Genomic DNA, 15,016 nt, shown 5'->3' with positions numbered 1-15,016 from the left:
GGCACGATGTCGCAGCGGGGCAAAGTGTTGCGATTTTGCTTCAGACAAGGGCGGCCATGTGGCCGCCAGGCGACGCGCCTTGGTTCGCACGCGCCTCAACCGCCCTTGTACAGGGCGTCGTTGTCCGGGCGCGCCGGTGCTGGCGCCGGCTTGCGCACCTCGCGCTCGCTGGCGCGTGCCGGCTCGCGGGTCTGGGCGTCAGCCTGCGCGGCGGTGCCCGGCGTTTCCTTCGGGATCGGCTTGCCGGCGGTCATGCCGGCGGTCTTGCCGGTCCTGGGATCCTTGTAGGTCTTGCCCGGCGGCGGCGCGACCGGGCGTTTGCGCAGGTCGGCCAGCAGCGTTGCGCACAGGTTGTCTTCGCCGCCCGGCGACAGGTCCACCAGCGGCAGCACCGCCGTCGCCACCGGTGCCAGCAGGGCCAGCGACAGCGCGCCGCCGGCGCGCAGCGCCAGCACGCCGATATCGGGGCTGACGGACGGCTTCTTCATGGTGCCGCCCACGTAGAGCGGAGAGCGCAGCGAGAACACGCGCAGGCCCTTGGAGTCCGGGTGGATGGTCAGCGCCAGCTTTTCATTGCGCAGGTCGATGCCGCCGGTGGTCTCGATCACCGCATCGTCGGTATCCAGCACGAAGGTGCGCGCGCGCGCGATGCCGTCGGTGAAGGCAAAGTCGCTGACGCCGCAGTTGATCCGCACCGGCCTGTCGCCGAACAGCTTGCGGATCACCACGCTGCCCACGTTCAGCCCCATCGCTTCAAGCAGGAACTTGCTGACCGTGCCGTTCTCGACCAGCAGCTTGGCTTCGCCGTTGGAAGAGGCCATCAGCGCCGCCACTGAATTGCCGGTGGCCGAGAGCTTGGCGCTGCCGTTGAGTTCGCCGATGCTGGCGCGCATCAGGTCAAAGGTGGGGAACAGCTGCTTGAGCTTCATGTGGCGCGCGGTCATGTCGACCGTGGCCCCCATCGGCTCGCGCTTGCCATCGAGGCGCATGGTCGACACCAGGTTGCCGCCGGCCACGCCGAAGTTGAGCGGGTCGAGCAGCAGCACGCCGTCCTGCAGCTTCAGGTGGGTGACCAGGTCGCTGATCGGCAGTTCGGCGTCGCGGATGATGCGCTTGCCGGTAAAGTGCACGTCGGCATCGATCTCGTCCCAGCGCTCGGTTCGGAACGGGGCCACCGGCAGCGCCTTGTCGGCGGGCTGGGCTACCGGGCTGTCCTTGGCGGGGCGGCCGGGCCTGGCATCGGCCCCAATCAGCGGGGCCAGGTCGACAAAGCGCAGCTGGTTCGACACCAGGTTGCCCGCCAGCAGTGGACGCGGGTCACGCTTGGTGAAGGTCAGCGTGCCGGACAGGTCGCTGCCGCCGACGCGGCCGGTGAACTTCTGGTACTCGTATATCGAGCCTTGCTTGCGCAGCGTCGCCATCAGGCGGCCGCGGGTTTGGTATGGCGGCGTGGACGGCAGCACCACGCCGGTCAGCGCATAGAGCTTGGCCATGCTGTCGCCGGTCAGCGTCAGATGCACGTCCAGCGCGGCCAGATGCGCGGGGTTGGTCACGGTGCCTTCGATCACGGCGCGGGTGGTGCCAACCCGCACATCGGCCAGGATCGGGAAGGGCACGTCGGTGTTGCGCAGGCTCAGCACCGTGCCGGCCTTGCCGCTGGCGTTGATGGTGGCCTCGTTGTAGCGGCCGGTGGCTTTCCAGCGCACACCGTAGCGGCCGTTGGCTGCGATGGCCGACGCCGGCGGGCCCGATGCGCCGGGTGCGCTGGCTGCGCCGGACGCCGAAGCCACCGGTGCGGAGGCTGCCGCGCCGGCACTGGCGGGCGGCCCGGGCGGCACCTGGGAGGCCTCGGGTGCCACCAGTGCGCCGTCGCGGGCCTTGTCATAGAGCGGGTTGTCGCCGATCGTGTCGAGCTCCGCCTGCAGCTCGATCTTCTTGAACTGGTCAGTCAGCGCCAGGTTGCCGCGCGCCAGCACCACCTCGCCGATATCCAGCTCCCATTCGGACGGGCCCTTCTTGGGGCCGAACTCAAGGGTCCAGTTGTTGCGGGCGTCCGGCAGGCGTTCCAGCCACACCGCCGGGCTGTCGACCACAATGGTCGGCACCGCGATCTGGTGCGCTAGCAGCGGTATCGGACGCAGCACGAAGATCAGTTCGCGCACGGTTGCCAGATGCGGCTGTTTGGCCCAGTCGGTATTGCCGATGGTGATGTCGCGCGCCGACAGCCGCGGCCACGGCACAAGGGTGCGCCAGCCTTTCTCGCCCTCGCCGTGGCGCCAGGTCACGGTCAGATCGCCATTGATGGCGAAGGGCCGGCCGATGGCCTCCGAGACGCGGTCGTTGAGCCAGGGCTTGAGGCGGTTCCAGTCGAAGGTCAGGATCACGACCACCAGCAGCGCGATCAGCGCAACCGGTGTCAGCACACTCCACAGAACAACCTTGCGGCGCACGGGCATGAGGCGGGCTCTCCTGTCTGGCGGGGGCAGGGCCGGGGCCGCCCACGCCAGCGCGGGGCGGCGAACGGACCACTGCACGTCTATTGTATAGTTGCGCGCTTCCTGTCTTTGTCGGGGATTGGCTGACATCGCCGCCGGAAAATGCCGGATTCTTGCCCCGCTGCAGCCGGGCGCCGACCCTGCCGATCTCCATCGACCCGATTCCTCCAGCATGAACGATGCCGCACACGAGCTGGCCGGCCTGCCCGAGCCGCTGACCCACGAAAGCCCGGCCGAAGATGACTACCACCGCCGCTTCGGCGGCGTGGCACGGCTCTATGGCGCCGCCGGCCTGGCCCGCCTGGAGGCGGCCAGCGTGTGCGTGGTCGGCATTGGCGGCGTCGGCAGCTGGGCGGCCGAGGCGCTGGCGCGCAATGCGGTCGGGCGCATCACGCTGATCGACCTGGACCATATCGCGCTGTCCAACACCAACCGCCAGATCCATGCGCTGGGCGATGCCTACGGGCGCGCCAAGGTCGAGGCGATGGCCGAGCGCATCGTGGCCATCAACCCGCGCTGCCAGGTGACGCAGGTCGATGATTTCGTCACGCCGGACAACGTGCCCGAGCTGCTTGGCGCCGGCTATGACTACGTGATCGACGCCATCGACGCGGTGCGCGTCAAGACCGGGATGCTCGGCTGGGCCCGGCGCCAGGGCGTGCCGGTGATCACCTGCGGCGGCGCGGGCGGCCAGCTCGACCCCACGCGCGTGCGTATCGACGACCTGGCGCGCACGATCCAGGACCCGCTGCTGTCCAAGGTGCGCGCCGGCCTGCGCAAGCAATGGGGCTTTACGCGCGACCCGAAGAAGAAGTTCGGCATCGCTGCGGTCTATTCGGACGAGCCGCTGCAATACCCCGAACCCGAGCAGCAGGCCTGCGAGATCGACGAGGCGCCGCCGCTGGACGGGCAGCCGGGCCAGCCAGCCATGCGCGGCCCCCAGGGGCTGGCGTGCGCGGGCTTTGGCTCGTCGGTGGCGGTGACGGCGGTGTTCGGCTTTGTCGCGGCGTCGGCGGTGATCGGCGAGATCGCGCGCGGTTGAAGGCCGCGCGGGCCGCTCAGGCGCTCAGCGCGCTCAGCAGCCCGTCGATCTCGGCGTCGCCGGGTGCCTGGTTGTCGAAAAAGATCAGTTCCGGATAGTCCGCGGGTGCCGGCATGAAGCGCCGGGTGCGGTAGGCCTCCCAGTGGCTCAGCTTGTAGGCGTCGTTGGGATTGCCGCGCCGGATGATGCGCGCATGGGCCTCGTCTTCAGGCAGATGGACCCAGACCGTGCGCACCGTGGTGCCGGCGGGCACGTGCAGCCAGTCGGGGTCATGCAGCAGGTGGGCTTTGACCTCTCGCGACAGCGGGCCGATCACGATCACGCTGATGCCCAGCGCCAGGTTCTCGCGCGCGGTGTCGAGCAGGCCCTGGTATTCCGGGTCGCGCAGGTTGTCCAGGTAGGCCGGGCTGTCGCGGTCATTGGGGTCGCCGGTGATCGCGGCCATGGCCGCGGCGCTGTAGCGGCCGTACAGGGTGTCCTTGTCGAGCAGGCAGAAGGGCTCGCCGGTGGCCTGCATCAGCGGGCCGATCAGGCGGTGGGCGAGGGTGGTCTTGCCGGTGCCGGCATGGCCGCAGAAGAAGATCAGTCGTGGCATGAGGGATAGGTGTAGCGGACAGGGCGCATCGCTCACAGCATACCCCTGGCTTGCGCCAGATCAGGCCCGGGCCGCGCCGATTCGGTATCCTTGCCGTTTTTCCCCACGATTGCCGTCGATCCCATGGACGCCAAAGACCAGCTTTCCTCCGCCGGCCTGCCGGACCACCTCCATCTGGGCGAACCGGTCACCGACGCCACCCATGCCGAGTTCGTGCAGCTGCTGGCCGCGGTGGCCGGCGCCGACGACGCCGGCTTCCTGGCGGCGATGGACGCATGGATCGACCATACCCGCCATCATTTCGCCCAGGAAGAGCAGTGGATGGCGGCGATGGGCTTCGGCCCGCGCCATTGCCACGCGGGCGAGCACCAGCAGGTGCTGGCCGTGGCCGTCGCGGTACGCGACAAGGTGCACACCGATGCCGAGTTCCAGCTGGGCCGCCGCCTGGTGGCCGAGCTCTCGGGCTGGTTCGACCATCATGTCAAGTCGATGGACGCGATGATGGTGGAGCATATGCGCGAACACGGCTTCACGCTGGTCGAAGGCCCCGTCACCGCGGCCTGAGCACCGTCAGGCCGGGTGCGCGGCGTCGCGGTCGATCACCACGAAATACTTGCGCACCGGCGCCAGCACCTCGAACAGCCCGGTAAAGCCGGCCGGGATCACGCATGCGTCGCCGGGACCGAAGTCGCTGGCCTGGCCGGCATCGTCGCTGATGCGGATCCGGCCGCTGATGACATGGAAGAACTCTTCCTTGCCGGCCGGGAAGGCGATGCGCCACGCCCCCGGCTCGCACGCCCAGATGCCGCAGTCGAAATCGCCGTGCTGCGCGCTGTAGTGCGTCCAGGTGGTGCGGTCGGGGTTGCCTGACACCAGCCGGTCCGGGCGCGGGCGGTCGTGGCTGGGGGCGGGCTCGGTCTTGAAGTCGATCAGGCGGGGCGCTGGCATGGCGGATGGCAGGAAATATGGCGGAACTGAGTCCGCCAGTTTACCGCGCCGGGGCCGCGGCCCGGCCGCTCAGTTCAGCGCCGTGCTCAGCTGGCGGCGCCAGCGCGACACCACGTCGGGCCGGTCGGCCAGCATCTCGAACACCGACAGCATGGTCTTGCGGCCGATATCGTCCTCGAAGGTGCGGTCGGTGCGCACGATTTCCAGCAACTGCTCCAGCGCCGGCTCGTACTGCTGGCGCGCGATCAGCAGCCTGGACAGGTCCAGCCGCGCGGCCAGGTCGCGCGGGTCGGCGGCAATGCGCGCGCTCAGGGTGGACTCGTCCGGCAGGCCGGACAGGCCCTCCATCGCGTCCATGCGCATGCGCAGCGCGGCATGGGCGTCCTGCTGCGCGGCCTGCGGCGACAGGGCCTCGAACTGCGACCTGGCCTCGGCAATCGCATTGCCGTCCAGCAGGAAGCCGATATAGGCCAGCCGGGCGGCGTCGGTCTCGGGGTCGAGCGCAATGGCTTCGTCAAACTTCGCCTCGGCGCCGGCCCGGTCGCCCTCGGCGGCCAGTTGCAGCGCGTCATGCAGGGCCATCTGCGCGGGCTTGGGCATCAGCCGCCCTAGGAATTCACGCAGACCGGACTCAGGCAGCACGCCGATGAACTGGTCCACCGCCTGGCCGTCGGCAATTGCCACCACGTGCGGGATGCTGCGCACGCCGAAGTGCGCGGCCAGGTCCTGGTTCTCGTCGACATTGACCTTGACCAACTTCCACTGGCCGCTGGCCTCGGCCTCCAGCCGTTCCAGCATCGGGCCCAACGTGCGGCAGGGGCCGCACCACGGCGCCCAGAAGTCGACCAGCACGGGCGCCTGGCGCGAGGCCTCGATCACTTCGGTTTCGAAATTCTGCAGGGTGACGTCGCTCATGGGGAATCCTGGATCGGGGGAGAGGCGGGAGCGGCCAGCCTGGGCCGCCCGCCCGCGGGGGGCAAGCAATCTATACCTCTATTGTGAGGGCGAAGGCGCCGAATGCAACGGCCTGTGCCGATACCGCGCCCGCGGGGTTCGGGAAAGTCTGTGGTTGAAAATAGAACGATCGTTCGGTTATAGTCCTTGACCATACCGAAAGACCCGGTCCGCGAGACCGCACAGGAGACGTTGCATGCAGACCCCAGTTCGCCCGCATTTCCAGTTCTGGCCGAAGCGCCTGCCGACCGCCATCGTGCTGCCGGAGACCTCGCTCTGGGCCAACCTGGAAGTTTCGGCGCTCCGCTATGCCGACAAGGCCGCGATCCGCTACTTCGGCAATGCCATCACCTTCCGTGAACTGGAGGCGCAGGCCACCGCGGTGGCCGGCTGGCTGCAGCAGAAGGCGGGCGTGAAGAAGGGTGACCGGGTGCTGCTGTACATGCAGAACTGCCCGCAGTTCATCGTCAGCTACTACGCCATCCTGCGCGCCGACGCGGTGGTGGTGCCGGTCAACCCGATGAACCGCGCCGAGGAATTCAAGCACTACGTCACTGACGCGCAGGCACGCGTGGCGATCTTCACCGCCGACCTGGCCGCCGGGGTCGAGCAGGCGCAGGCGGAGCTGGCGCCGGCCGAGCGCCTGCAGCATTTGCTGGTGACCCAGTATGCCGACGCGCTGCCGCCCACGCACGAACATCCGGAAGACGCGCCGCCGGCCTGGCTGACCACGCCGCATCCGCTGCCCGCGGGCGCCACCGCGTGGCCCGAGGCGCTGGGCGCCGGCCTGCAGCCCGGCCCGCACACCGCCGGCCCGGACGATATGGCTGTGATGCCATACACCTCGGGCACCACCGGCTTCCCCAAGGGTTGCATCCACACGCACCGCTCGGTGATGCACAACATCGTCGGCGGCGCGACCTGGTCGGGCTCGGGTGCCGAATCGGTGATCCTGTCGGTGCTGCCGCTGTTCCACGTCACCGGCATGCAGTACGGCATGAACGGCCCGATCTACAGCGGCGCCACCGTGGTGATGCTGCCGCGCTGGGACCGGGAGGTCGCCGGTCGCCTGATCTCGCGCTACCAGGTCACGCACTGGACCAATATCCCGACCATGGTGATCGACTTCCTGGCCAGTCCCAACCTGGCCCAGTTCGACCTGTCCAGCCTGCGCTATATCGGCGGCGGCGGCGCGGCCATGCCGCAGGCCGTGGCCGAGCGCCTGCGCGAGCAGTTCGGGCTGAACTACCTGGAAGGCTACGGCCTGTCCGAGACCATGGCGCCGACGCACAGCAACCCGTCGGACCGGCCCAAGCTGCAGTGCCTGGGCGTGCCGACCTTCAACACTGATGCGCGCGTGGTCGACCCGGTCACTCTCAAGGAACTGCCGCCCAACGAGATCGGCGAGATCATCGTCAGCGGCCCGCAGGTGTTCAAGGGCTACTGGGGCAAGCAAGACGCCACCCGCGACGCCTTTATCGAGTTCGAGGGCAAGACCTTCTTCCGCACCGGCGACCTGGGCCGCATGGACGAAGAGGGCTACTTCTTCATCACCGACCGCCTCAAGCGCATGATCAATGCGTCTGGCTTCAAGGTGTGGCCGGCCGAGGTGGAGAACCTGCTGTACAAGCATCCGGACGTGCAGGAGGCCTGCATCATCGGCACGCGCGACCCGTACCGCGGCGAGACCGTCAAGGCGGTGGTGGTGCTGCGCGCCCATGCTAAAGGCAAGACCACGCCGGAGCAGATCATCGAATGGGCCAAGGAGAACATGGCCGCCTACAAGTACCCGCGCGTGGTGGAGTTCGTTGAGGCGCTGCCGAAGTCGGGCACCGGCAAGGTGATGTGGCGCCATCTGCAGGAAAGCGAGAATGCGCGAAACACCGGCGCAGCGGAGAAGCCCGCGGCCTGAGGCAGCCGGGTAGCCAATGAAAAAGGCTGGTCGACCGATCAGCCTTTTTCATTTACACGGTGCCGGCCCTCAATGCCCCCGCACCCGCATCAGCATCTTCACCATCGTCTTGTAGCCCCGCTCGCGCGCATGGCGCGTGGGGGTCACGCCTTCGCGGTCGGCGAGGTTGGCGTCAGCGCCGGCATCCAGCAGAAGCTGCACCGTTTCCTCGTAGCGGGTGCTGCCATCGCCCAGGATCACCGCTTCCAGCAGCGCGGTCCAGCCCAGGTCGTTGACATGGTCCACGGCAACGCCGGCCTTCAGCAGCAGCTTCACCACCTCGACATGGCCGTGCTGGCTGGCGACGATCAGCGCGGTGCCGTCATAGCGGTCGGTGCTGGCCAGGTCGGCGCCGTTGGCCAGGGCCAGGCGCACCACATCGGCCTGGCCGGTGGCGGCGGCCAGCAGGAAGGGGCTGTTGGATTCGGCGTCCTTCAGGTTCACGTCGGCACCGGCCAGCAGCAGTGTGCGCGCGACCTCGGCGCGTCGGTTCTGCACGGCCGCCAGCAGCGCGCTGCGCCCGCGTTCATCTGCGGCGCGCGCCGAGGCGCCGGCGGCCAGCAGGCGCGCCACCAGTTCCTGGTCGCCGGCGCTGGCGGCGGTGATCAGGTTGCGGTCGAGCGTGCCGATGGCGTCGCGGTGCAGCGGCGGCTGCATGGCCGCGCTGCGCGGCGGGCGGGCGGCGGGCTGGCTGGCCGCGCCGCCGGCGGGCCGTGCGGCCAGGGTCTGCCCGCCCTGGGCCGCCAGCAGGCCGCCGCCCATCAGCAATCCCATCAGGCCCAGCAACTCGTTGAGTGCCTGTCTGCGGGTGCGGGCGGCGGGGCGCGTCATGGCGGCAGCTCCTGGGCTCAGACGGTTTCGTGGGGGCTGGCCGGCAGGGGCGCTGCGTGGTCGAGGGCGGCGTGCGCAGCGCGCTCGGCATCGGCGGCATCGTCGGCCTGCAACTGGCGCCAGAGCCGGCCCAGGTAGGGATCGTCGACGCCGTTGGTGGCCAGGCCCAGCAGGGTCTGCTGCAGGTATTCGCGCGCGGGGCCGTACAGTCCGGCAGCATGGCGCAGGCGCTCGACCACGCGGATATCCGGCAGCCGGCCAGCGTAGGCCTCATGCGAGCGGTTCATGACGAAGGCGAGGGCGCGCTGCTCAGGCGCGCGGGCATCACCGGTGCGGATGCGCAGCCAGCGCGGATGGTAGGCCCCGGTCAGCATCTCGCGGCGCCACAGCACGCGGAATTCCTGCTCGACCACATGGCTGGGGACGCGGAACACCATGCCGTGGCAGCAGCCGCCCCGGTCCAGGCCCAGCACCAGGCCCGGGTTGTCCCAGGTGCCCCGGTTGATGCGGGAATAGAGGTAGAAGCCGCGGTGGTAGCCGTGCACCGTGGCGCGCTGGCGCTCGGTGTGCACCACCATCGGGTTCCAGATCAGCGAGCCATAGCCGAACAGCCAGACATCGCCGCCGAGCGCGGGATCTTCCGGGCGGCGCGCCAGCGCATCGGACAGGGACTGCTCCAGCACGGCTTCCGGCAGCAGCGAGGACGCAACCGGAGTACTGCACAGCGAGGTGCGCAGACGGTCGGATTCGAGGTCCTGTCGCGTGATGGCCATGGTGCAAGCATAAATCAAAGCTGCGCCACGGGAAGGTGGGGGAAATGACATAAGTGCCAGTTTTCCTCGGAATTGTCTGAGCGAGCGGGTCGGGTGTGGGCGGTTCGCAACGGTTGCGGCAGCGTGCTGCCTCTGTCACTCGCCGCGGACGAGTGCTGCCGCACCTTTGTCCGCGATCAGACGGCCGTGAATTGCTGGCCCGCGCGGCTGCCATGTCCTTACAATGGTGGCCTCAATCCATAGGGGGAACCCGCGATGGCACGTACGCTTACGGTGGTGTTCGGCAGTGGCAAGGAATATGACTTCACGATCGGCACGGACGAACTGGCCGCGGTCACCGAGGACGCCGCGTGGCGCTGGTTCGACCGGGAATACACCGAGCTGGACTGCCAGGCGTCGAGCCCGGTCGGCAAGGTGCTGGTGATCGACAAGATCCTGAATGTCGCCAAGTTTTCCGGAGAAGCGCGCTTTTCCGGCGATCCTGCCTGGGCGCAGGACTATGCCCGCCATGCGGCGCGGCTGCTGGACCGGGACAAGGTCCGCGTCGATGTCGGCAACGCCGCCATCGGGTTCTGAGGCGCGGGCGCGCCAGCAAAACGGGTAGTTGCCGCGGTTGTCGCCCCTGCCTGTGCAGGCGCGACAACCTTCCTGCCGGCTTAGACCGCCAGCAGTTCCACTTCAAACAGCAGGGTAGCGTTCGGCGGGATCACGCCGCCGGCGCCGCGGGCACCGTAGCCGAGGTCGGCCGGGATCACCAGGCGGCGCACGCCGCCCACCTTCATGCCCTGCACGCCTTCGTCCCAGCCGCGGATCACATGGCCGGCACCCAGCGGGAACACGAACGGGTCGTTGCGGTCCTTGCTCGAATCAAACTTGCGGCCAGCCTGGCCGTTCTCGTACAGCCAGCCGGTGTAGTGCACGGTGACGTGCTTGCCGGCGGTGGCTTCGGCGCCGGCGCCGACGGTGGTGTCTTCGTATTGCAGGCCCGAGGGCGTGGTTTGCATGGCGTATTTCCTTCCGATGGGAACAGACGTGGTGAGAGGAGAACGCAGCGCGGCTGCGTTCAGGCTTGGGCGCGCTGGAGCACATCCAGCGTCAGTTGCACATTGCGGTCGTCGTCGGCCACCCAGATGTCGCCGTCCTGGATCGTCACCGACAGGCGCATGGCGCGCTGCGCCAGCGCGGCCAGGGCTTCGACCGCTTCCGCCGGGACATTGTAGACGGTGACGTTGCGCAGCTTGCCGGCCTTGCCCGCCATGCCCTTCCACCATTCGCGCGCACTGGCGGCGTTGTAGGTGTAGACGGTCACGCGCTCGGCCCGGGCGGCGGCGCGCTTCAGGCGCGCTTCGTCGGGCTGGCCCAGTTCGACCCAGTGGGCGATGTCGCCGGTCAGGCGCTTGTCCCACAGGTCGGGTTCGTCGGGTTCGTCCAGGCCGCGCGTGAAGGCCAGCGTTTCGGTGGCTTCGCAGGCAAAGGCCAGCAGGCGCACCATCATGCGCGCGTCATTCTCGGACGGGTGCTTGGCGATGGTCAGGCTGTGGCTGCCGTAGTAGGGCCGGTCCATGTCGGAGACCGACAGGTCAGCTTTGAAGATGGTGGATTTGAGCGCCATGAGGTGAAGTGTGCGGCAGGCGCCCCGGCTGGGGTGCGGGAGACGCAAAAGGCCGCATCATACGCCATTTGCCGGACACCGCCTGCGGGCCCGGCATACTCGCCCAACGGCTCAGCGCTTGCGGTATTCCTTGAGGTAGAAGCGCAGCAGCGCCGACAGCAGCAGCGTGCTCAGGAAGCCGGCGGCAACGATCAGCGCCTGCCCGGCGGTGGTGTCGATCTGGCCGGCCACCCCGAGGCGGAACAGCCAGGTGCCGACCATCATCGCCAGGAACGGCATCAGCAGCGCGCCGCGGCCGTAAGTCTGCACTGCCCACAGCGGGAAGCGGCGCAGGAAGTCGCCCGGAATGCTGCAGGCCAGGCAGGCACCGGCAGCTGCAAGTGCGGCGGCCACGATGTCGCCGGAATGGATGTCGAACATGGTCTCGGTCTCGCGCGCCCCCACCAGGCACACGCAGACGAGCGTGGCGGGAATTGGGCAAAGCGCTGATTCTACAAGAGAAATTTGCGCCGGAGGTGACGAATAGGGTTACTGTGGGGTGCCGCCCGCGGGCGATGCCTCGACCGCCACTTGCAGCGTCACGGTGTCGCCTACCTCGGGCAGGAAGCGGGTCATGCCAAAGGCACTGCGCGGCACCTCGGCGCGGAAGTCGCCGCCGCAGACCTGCCGGCTCACGCCGAAGAAAGTCACCTCGCCGCAGCGGAAACGCTCGGCCTGCAGGCGCAGCGGCTGCGTGACGCCGTGCAGCGTCAGCTCACCTTCCACCGCGGCCAGCCGGCCACCTTCCATCAGGAAGCGGTTCGCGCGCAGCCGCGCCACCGGGTGCTGGGCAGTATCGAAGAATTGTGCCGAGCGCAGCACGCCATCCAGGGTGCGGTTGCCGGTATCGACCGAGGCCAGGTCCACGGTCACATCGAGTGCACCGGCGCCGCTGTCCGCGTCATAGACGAGGCGCCCGTCGATCTTGCCGAAGCGCCCGCGCACCGAGCTGCGCTCGAAATGGCTGGCGGAAAAATAGACGGTGGTGTGCGCCGGATCGATGGTGTATTCAAGCGGCGCCGCCTGCGCAGCGGTGATTCCCAGGGCGGCAGCAAGTGCCAGCGCGCGTGCGGCCATGGCTCAGTCGGCGCTCAGTGGACAAACACGGGCAGCAGGAACATCCCTACCACCGACAGGTAGCCGATGGTCCAGCACAGCGTGCGCAGCGTGGCGCGGTCGGTCACGTAGCACACGGTGTAGAGCAGGCGGGCCACGATGAAGACCACGGCCAGCTCGTCGATGCGGGCCTGCGGCGCCTGCAGGTGGCTGGCGGCCAGCACGGCGGCGGCAAAGAAGGGGAAGGCCTCGAAGTGGTTGCGGTGCGCCATGTCGGCGCGGCGCGCGCGGCCGGACTGCTGCTCCAGCCAGCCGCGCGGGTCATGGTTGTCATAGCCAGGCCCGCTGGCCTTGGCGATGGCCACCGTCGCCAGCGGCAGGATGCCGGCCAGCAGCACGCACCAGAAAGCGATCGGCATAGTCCAGTCCTTTCGGTTGCAATGCCGGCGCGCCATCACTGGCGCCACCGGCCCGGCCCGCGCGGTCAGGCGGCGACCACGCGGATCTCGATGCCCGCCAGGCCCACCACCTGCCCGGCGCGGATCTTGGCAGTCTTGCGCGATTCGGGCGCACCGTCCACCGAGACTTCGCCGGCGGCGACCAGCGCCTTGCCGGCGCCGCCGCTGTCGCACACGCCCGCCAGCTTGAGCAGGTCATTGAGCGCGATGAACTCGCCCTCGAGTGGGAAGGTGATGGTCTGCACGGCTGCCTTGCCAGGTTTGGCCATCACTTGCCCCAGCTATCTTTCAGACCGACGGTGCGGTTGAAGACCGGCTTGCCCGGCTGCGAATCGGTGCGGTCGGCGACGAAGTAGCCATGGCGCTCGAACTGGAAGCGGTCTTCGGGCTGCGCTTCGCGCAGGCCCGGCTCCAGGTAGGCGGTGATCACCTGCTTGGAATCCGGGTTGAGCGCATCCAGGAAGTTCTTGCCGCCGGCATCCGGGTTGGGGTCGTTGAACAGGCGGTCGTACAGGCGCACTTCGGCCTGGTACGCGTGCGCCGCGCTGACCCAGTGGATCACGCCCTTCACCTTGACGCTGTCGGCGCCCGGCGTGCCGCTCTTGGTTTCGGGCAGGTAGTTGGCGTGCACGGCGATCACGTTGCCGTCGGCATCCTTGTCCACGCCGGTGCACTCGATCACGTAGCCGTACTTCAGCCGCACCTTGTTGCCCGGGAACAGGCGGAAGTAGCCCTTGGGCGGGGTCTCGTTGAAGTCCTCGCGCTCGATCCACAGCTCGCGCGACAGCGGGAACACGCGGCGGCCCAGTTCCGGCTTCTTCGGGTGCACCGGCGCCGAGCATTCTTCGCTCTGGCCTTCGGGGTAGTTGTCGATCACCAGGCGCAGCGGGTCCAGCACGGCCACGCCGCGCGCGGCACGGCCGTCCAGGTCGTCGCGCACCGCGCCTTCGAGGGTGCTCATGTCGATCCAGCTGTCGGCCTTGGCCACGCCCACGCGGTCGCAGAACAGTTGGATCGATTCCGGGGTGTAGCCGCGGCGGCGCACGCCCACCAGCGTGGGCATGCGCGGATCGTCCCAGCCGTCCACGCGCTGTTCATCGACCAGCTGCTTGAGCTTGCGCTTGCTGGTGATGGCGTAGGTCAGGTTCAGGCGCGCGAACTCATACTGGTGCGGCAGCGGGTCGCGGAACACGCCGCTGTCGCGCAGGTGCTCCAGCACCCAGTCGTACAGCGGGCGGTTGTTCTCGAACTCCAGCGTGCACAGCGAATGCGTGATGTTCTCCAGCGCGTCCGAGATGCAGTGGGTGAAGTCGTACATCGGGTAGATGCACCACTTGTCGCCCGTGCGGTGGTGATGGGCATGGCGGATGCGGTAGAGCACCGGGTCGCGCATCACGATATTGGGCGCGGTCATGTCGATCTTCGCGCGCAGTACGTGCTCGCCGTCGGCGTACTTGCCGGCGCGCATGTCGCGGAACAGCTGCAGGTTCTCTTCGACGCTGCGGTCGCGGTAGGGCGAGGGCTTGCCCGGCTCGGAGAAATTGCCGCGGCTGGCGGCGATCTGTTCGGCGGTCTGGCTGTCGATATAGGCGGCGCCGCGCTCGATCAGGGTCTCGGCAAAGGCGTAGAGCTGGTCGAAGTAGTCGCTGGCGTAGTACAGGTGCGGCTGTTTGGCGCCGTCCTTGCCCTCACTGTCCCAGGAAAAGCCCAGCCAGTGCACCGCGTCGATGATCGAATCGACGTATTCGGTGTCTTCCTTGACCGGGTTGGTGTCGTCAAAGCGCAGGTGGCAACGGCCGCCGTAGTCGCGCGCCAGCCCGAAGTTCAGGCAAATGCTCTTGGCGTGGCCGATATGCAGGTAGCCGTTGGGCTCCGGCGGGAAGCGGGTGATCACGGTCGGCAGCGGTTCGCCGGCCTTGTCCTGGCGGCCGGCATAGGTGCTGGCGGCGAGGTCCTGGTCGATGATGCTCCGCAGGAAGTTGGAGGCGGCGGGGGTGCTGTCGGTAGGCTTGTTGTCGTGGCTCATGATGGCGCCGGTTGGCCGGCCTGATGCGTCTGGGTGCTTGGGCCGGGTCGTCAGATTGCGTGGCGGAATGCCAATAACGGGATTTTACCGTGCCGGAGCCGCCGCACGCCGCGAGCCGCCGCGGATTTCCGCCCATCTCCCGGATTTGCGCCCGCGCGGACGCGCCTGGCTGCGACGAAAGTGATGTGTCGGAGTAGCATGGAAGCGTGCCGGCCCGCGGTGGCCGGCTTTGGTCC

At 68.5% G+C, this 15,016-nt stretch carries 17 protein-coding genes; 4 read left to right on the top strand and 13 right to left on the bottom strand.

Annotated elements, in window-relative coordinates; all coding sequences use genetic code 11:
- Positions 1-95: 95 nt before the first annotated feature.
- Positions 96-2,456: an AsmA family protein gene (locus KB879_RS25900; protein ID WP_211980048.1), complete on the bottom strand. Its 2,361-nt coding sequence runs from the start codon at positions 2,454-2,456 to the stop codon at positions 96-98.
- A gap of 211 nt (positions 2,457-2,667) precedes the next feature.
- On the opposite strand from KB879_RS25900, the gene tcdA reads away from it, so the two are divergent.
- Positions 2,668-3,537, top strand: a complete 870-nt coding sequence (gene tcdA / locus KB879_RS25895) for a tRNA cyclic N6-threonylcarbamoyladenosine(37) synthase TcdA (protein ID WP_211980047.1) — start codon at positions 2,668-2,670, stop codon at positions 3,535-3,537.
- 16 nt (positions 3,538-3,553) lie between these two features.
- Here the strand turns inward: tcdA and KB879_RS25890 are convergent, their stop codons facing one another.
- Complete coding sequence (locus KB879_RS25890) at positions 3,554-4,132, bottom strand: ATP-binding protein (protein WP_211980045.1); 579 nt, start codon at positions 4,130-4,132, stop codon at positions 3,554-3,556.
- Between the two features lie 123 nt (positions 4,133-4,255).
- Between KB879_RS25890 and KB879_RS25885 the strand changes: the two genes are divergently transcribed.
- On the top strand, positions 4,256-4,696 hold the full coding sequence (locus KB879_RS25885; protein WP_211980044.1) for a bacteriohemerythrin: 441 nt from the start codon (positions 4,256-4,258) through the stop codon (positions 4,694-4,696).
- A 6-nt stretch (positions 4,697-4,702) separates the two neighbouring features.
- Here the strand turns inward: KB879_RS25885 and KB879_RS25880 are convergent, their stop codons facing one another.
- Together KB879_RS25880 and trxA are read right to left on the bottom strand one after the other, a co-directional pair.
- The gene (locus tag KB879_RS25880) at positions 4,703-5,080 is read right to left on the bottom strand and encodes a cupin domain-containing protein (protein WP_013957582.1); all 378 of its coding nucleotides are present in this window, start codon (positions 5,078-5,080) and stop codon (positions 4,703-4,705) included.
- A gap of 69 nt (positions 5,081-5,149) precedes the next feature.
- The gene (gene trxA, locus KB879_RS25875) at positions 5,150-5,995 is read right to left on the bottom strand and encodes a thioredoxin (protein ID WP_013957581.1); all 846 of its coding nucleotides are present in this window, start codon (positions 5,993-5,995) and stop codon (positions 5,150-5,152) included.
- Positions 5,996-6,230: 235 nt separating this feature from the next.
- Between trxA and KB879_RS25870 the strand changes: the two genes are divergently transcribed.
- Positions 6,231-7,946, top strand: coding sequence for a long-chain fatty acid--CoA ligase (locus tag KB879_RS25870; protein WP_153953683.1), 1,716 nt, complete (start codon positions 6,231-6,233; stop codon positions 7,944-7,946).
- Positions 7,947-8,015: 69 nt separating this feature from the next.
- On the opposite strand, the gene KB879_RS25865 is transcribed toward KB879_RS25870, so the two are convergent.
- Both KB879_RS25865 and KB879_RS25860 read right to left on the bottom strand, forming a co-directional pair.
- The gene (locus KB879_RS25865; protein WP_013957579.1) at positions 8,016-8,816 is read right to left on the bottom strand and encodes an ankyrin repeat domain-containing protein; all 801 of its coding nucleotides are present in this window, start codon (positions 8,814-8,816) and stop codon (positions 8,016-8,018) included.
- Between the two features lie 17 nt (positions 8,817-8,833).
- A complete protein-coding gene (locus KB879_RS25860) occupies positions 8,834-9,589 on the bottom strand; it encodes a gamma-glutamylcyclotransferase (protein WP_249221190.1) in 756 nt (251 codons plus the stop codon).
- Between the two features lie 255 nt (positions 9,590-9,844).
- Between KB879_RS25860 and KB879_RS25855 the strand changes: the two genes are divergently transcribed.
- The gene (locus KB879_RS25855) at positions 9,845-10,165 is read left to right on the top strand and encodes a hypothetical protein (RefSeq protein ID WP_013957577.1); all 321 of its coding nucleotides are present in this window, start codon (positions 9,845-9,847) and stop codon (positions 10,163-10,165) included.
- An 80-nt stretch (positions 10,166-10,245) separates the two neighbouring features.
- Here KB879_RS25855 and KB879_RS25850 read toward each other — a convergent pair whose 3' ends face one another.
- The 7 genes from KB879_RS25850 to KB879_RS25820 all read right to left on the bottom strand — a co-directional run bounded on the left by KB879_RS25850 (position 10,246) and on the right by KB879_RS25820 (position 14,780).
- Positions 10,246-10,593, bottom strand: coding sequence for an FKBP-type peptidyl-prolyl cis-trans isomerase (locus KB879_RS25850; protein ID WP_010813699.1), 348 nt, complete (start codon positions 10,591-10,593; stop codon positions 10,246-10,248).
- Between the two features lie 59 nt (positions 10,594-10,652).
- A complete protein-coding gene (locus KB879_RS25845) occupies positions 10,653-11,201 on the bottom strand; it encodes a YaeQ family protein (protein ID WP_013957576.1) in 549 nt (182 codons plus the stop codon).
- 111 nt (positions 11,202-11,312) lie between these two features.
- Positions 11,313-11,621: a hypothetical protein gene (locus tag KB879_RS25840; protein ID WP_013957575.1), complete on the bottom strand. Its 309-nt coding sequence runs from the start codon at positions 11,619-11,621 to the stop codon at positions 11,313-11,315.
- A gap of 108 nt (positions 11,622-11,729) precedes the next feature.
- Entirely contained in the window at positions 11,730-12,317 is a 588-nt protein-coding gene (locus KB879_RS25835; RefSeq protein WP_153953681.1) for a YceI family protein, read from the bottom strand.
- A gap of 14 nt (positions 12,318-12,331) precedes the next feature.
- Entirely contained in the window at positions 12,332-12,715 is a 384-nt protein-coding gene (locus KB879_RS25830) for an MAPEG family protein (protein WP_010813695.1), read from the bottom strand.
- Positions 12,716-12,780: 65 nt separating this feature from the next.
- On the bottom strand, positions 12,781-13,023 hold the full coding sequence (locus KB879_RS25825; protein WP_010813694.1) for an RNA-binding S4 domain-containing protein: 243 nt from the start codon (positions 13,021-13,023) through the stop codon (positions 12,781-12,783).
- Complete coding sequence (locus KB879_RS25820) at positions 13,023-14,780, bottom strand: glutamine--tRNA ligase/YqeY domain fusion protein (protein ID WP_013957573.1); 1,758 nt, start codon at positions 14,778-14,780, stop codon at positions 13,023-13,025. The genes KB879_RS25825 and KB879_RS25820 overlap by 1 nt, the downstream gene beginning before the upstream one ends.
- Positions 14,781-15,016: the final 236 nt, after the last annotated feature.

Source organism: Cupriavidus sp. KK10 (assembly GCF_018223725.1).
In the GTDB taxonomy this organism is placed as follows: Bacteria; Pseudomonadota; Gammaproteobacteria; order Burkholderiales; family Burkholderiaceae; genus Cupriavidus; species Cupriavidus necator.
Note: the sequence above shows the minus strand (reverse complement) of the source record. Positions and strands in the feature narration are given on the sequence as shown.

Excerpts from the sequence above, each read along its gene's own strand:
- KB879_RS25900 (WP_211980048.1), bottom strand. The coding sequence starts at position 2,456 with ATGCCCGTGCGCCGCAAGGTTGTTCTGTGGAGTGTGCTGACACCGGTT.
- tcdA (WP_211980047.1), top strand. The coding sequence starts at position 2,668 with ATGAACGATGCCGCACACGAGCTGGCCGGCCTGCCCGAGCCGCTGACC.
- KB879_RS25890 (WP_211980045.1), bottom strand. The coding sequence starts at position 4,132 with ATGCCACGACTGATCTTCTTCTGCGGCCATGCCGGCACCGGCAAGACC.
- KB879_RS25885 (WP_211980044.1), top strand. The coding sequence starts at position 4,256 with ATGGACGCCAAAGACCAGCTTTCCTCCGCCGGCCTGCCGGACCACCTC.
- KB879_RS25880 (WP_013957582.1), bottom strand. The coding sequence starts at position 5,080 with ATGCCAGCGCCCCGCCTGATCGACTTCAAGACCGAGCCCGCCCCCAGC.
- trxA (WP_013957581.1), bottom strand. The coding sequence starts at position 5,995 with ATGAGCGACGTCACCCTGCAGAATTTCGAAACCGAAGTGATCGAGGCC.
- KB879_RS25870 (WP_153953683.1), top strand. The coding sequence starts at position 6,231 with ATGCAGACCCCAGTTCGCCCGCATTTCCAGTTCTGGCCGAAGCGCCTG.
- KB879_RS25865 (WP_013957579.1), bottom strand. The coding sequence starts at position 8,816 with ATGACGCGCCCCGCCGCCCGCACCCGCAGACAGGCACTCAACGAGTTG.
- KB879_RS25860 (WP_249221190.1), bottom strand. The coding sequence starts at position 9,589 with ATGGCCATCACGCGACAGGACCTCGAATCCGACCGTCTGCGCACCTCG.
- KB879_RS25855 (WP_013957577.1), top strand. The coding sequence starts at position 9,845 with ATGGCACGTACGCTTACGGTGGTGTTCGGCAGTGGCAAGGAATATGAC.
- KB879_RS25850 (WP_010813699.1), bottom strand. The coding sequence starts at position 10,593 with ATGCAAACCACGCCCTCGGGCCTGCAATACGAAGACACCACCGTCGGC.
- KB879_RS25845 (WP_013957576.1), bottom strand. The coding sequence starts at position 11,201 with ATGGCGCTCAAATCCACCATCTTCAAAGCTGACCTGTCGGTCTCCGAC.
- KB879_RS25840 (WP_013957575.1), bottom strand. The coding sequence starts at position 11,621 with ATGTTCGACATCCATTCCGGCGACATCGTGGCCGCCGCACTTGCAGCT.
- KB879_RS25835 (WP_153953681.1), bottom strand. The coding sequence starts at position 12,317 with ATGGCCGCACGCGCGCTGGCACTTGCTGCCGCCCTGGGAATCACCGCT.
- KB879_RS25830 (WP_010813695.1), bottom strand. The coding sequence starts at position 12,715 with ATGCCGATCGCTTTCTGGTGCGTGCTGCTGGCCGGCATCCTGCCGCTG.
- KB879_RS25825 (WP_010813694.1), bottom strand. The coding sequence starts at position 13,023 with ATGGCCAAACCTGGCAAGGCAGCCGTGCAGACCATCACCTTCCCACTC.
- KB879_RS25820 (WP_013957573.1), bottom strand. The coding sequence starts at position 14,780 with ATGAGCCACGACAACAAGCCTACCGACAGCACCCCCGCCGCCTCCAAC.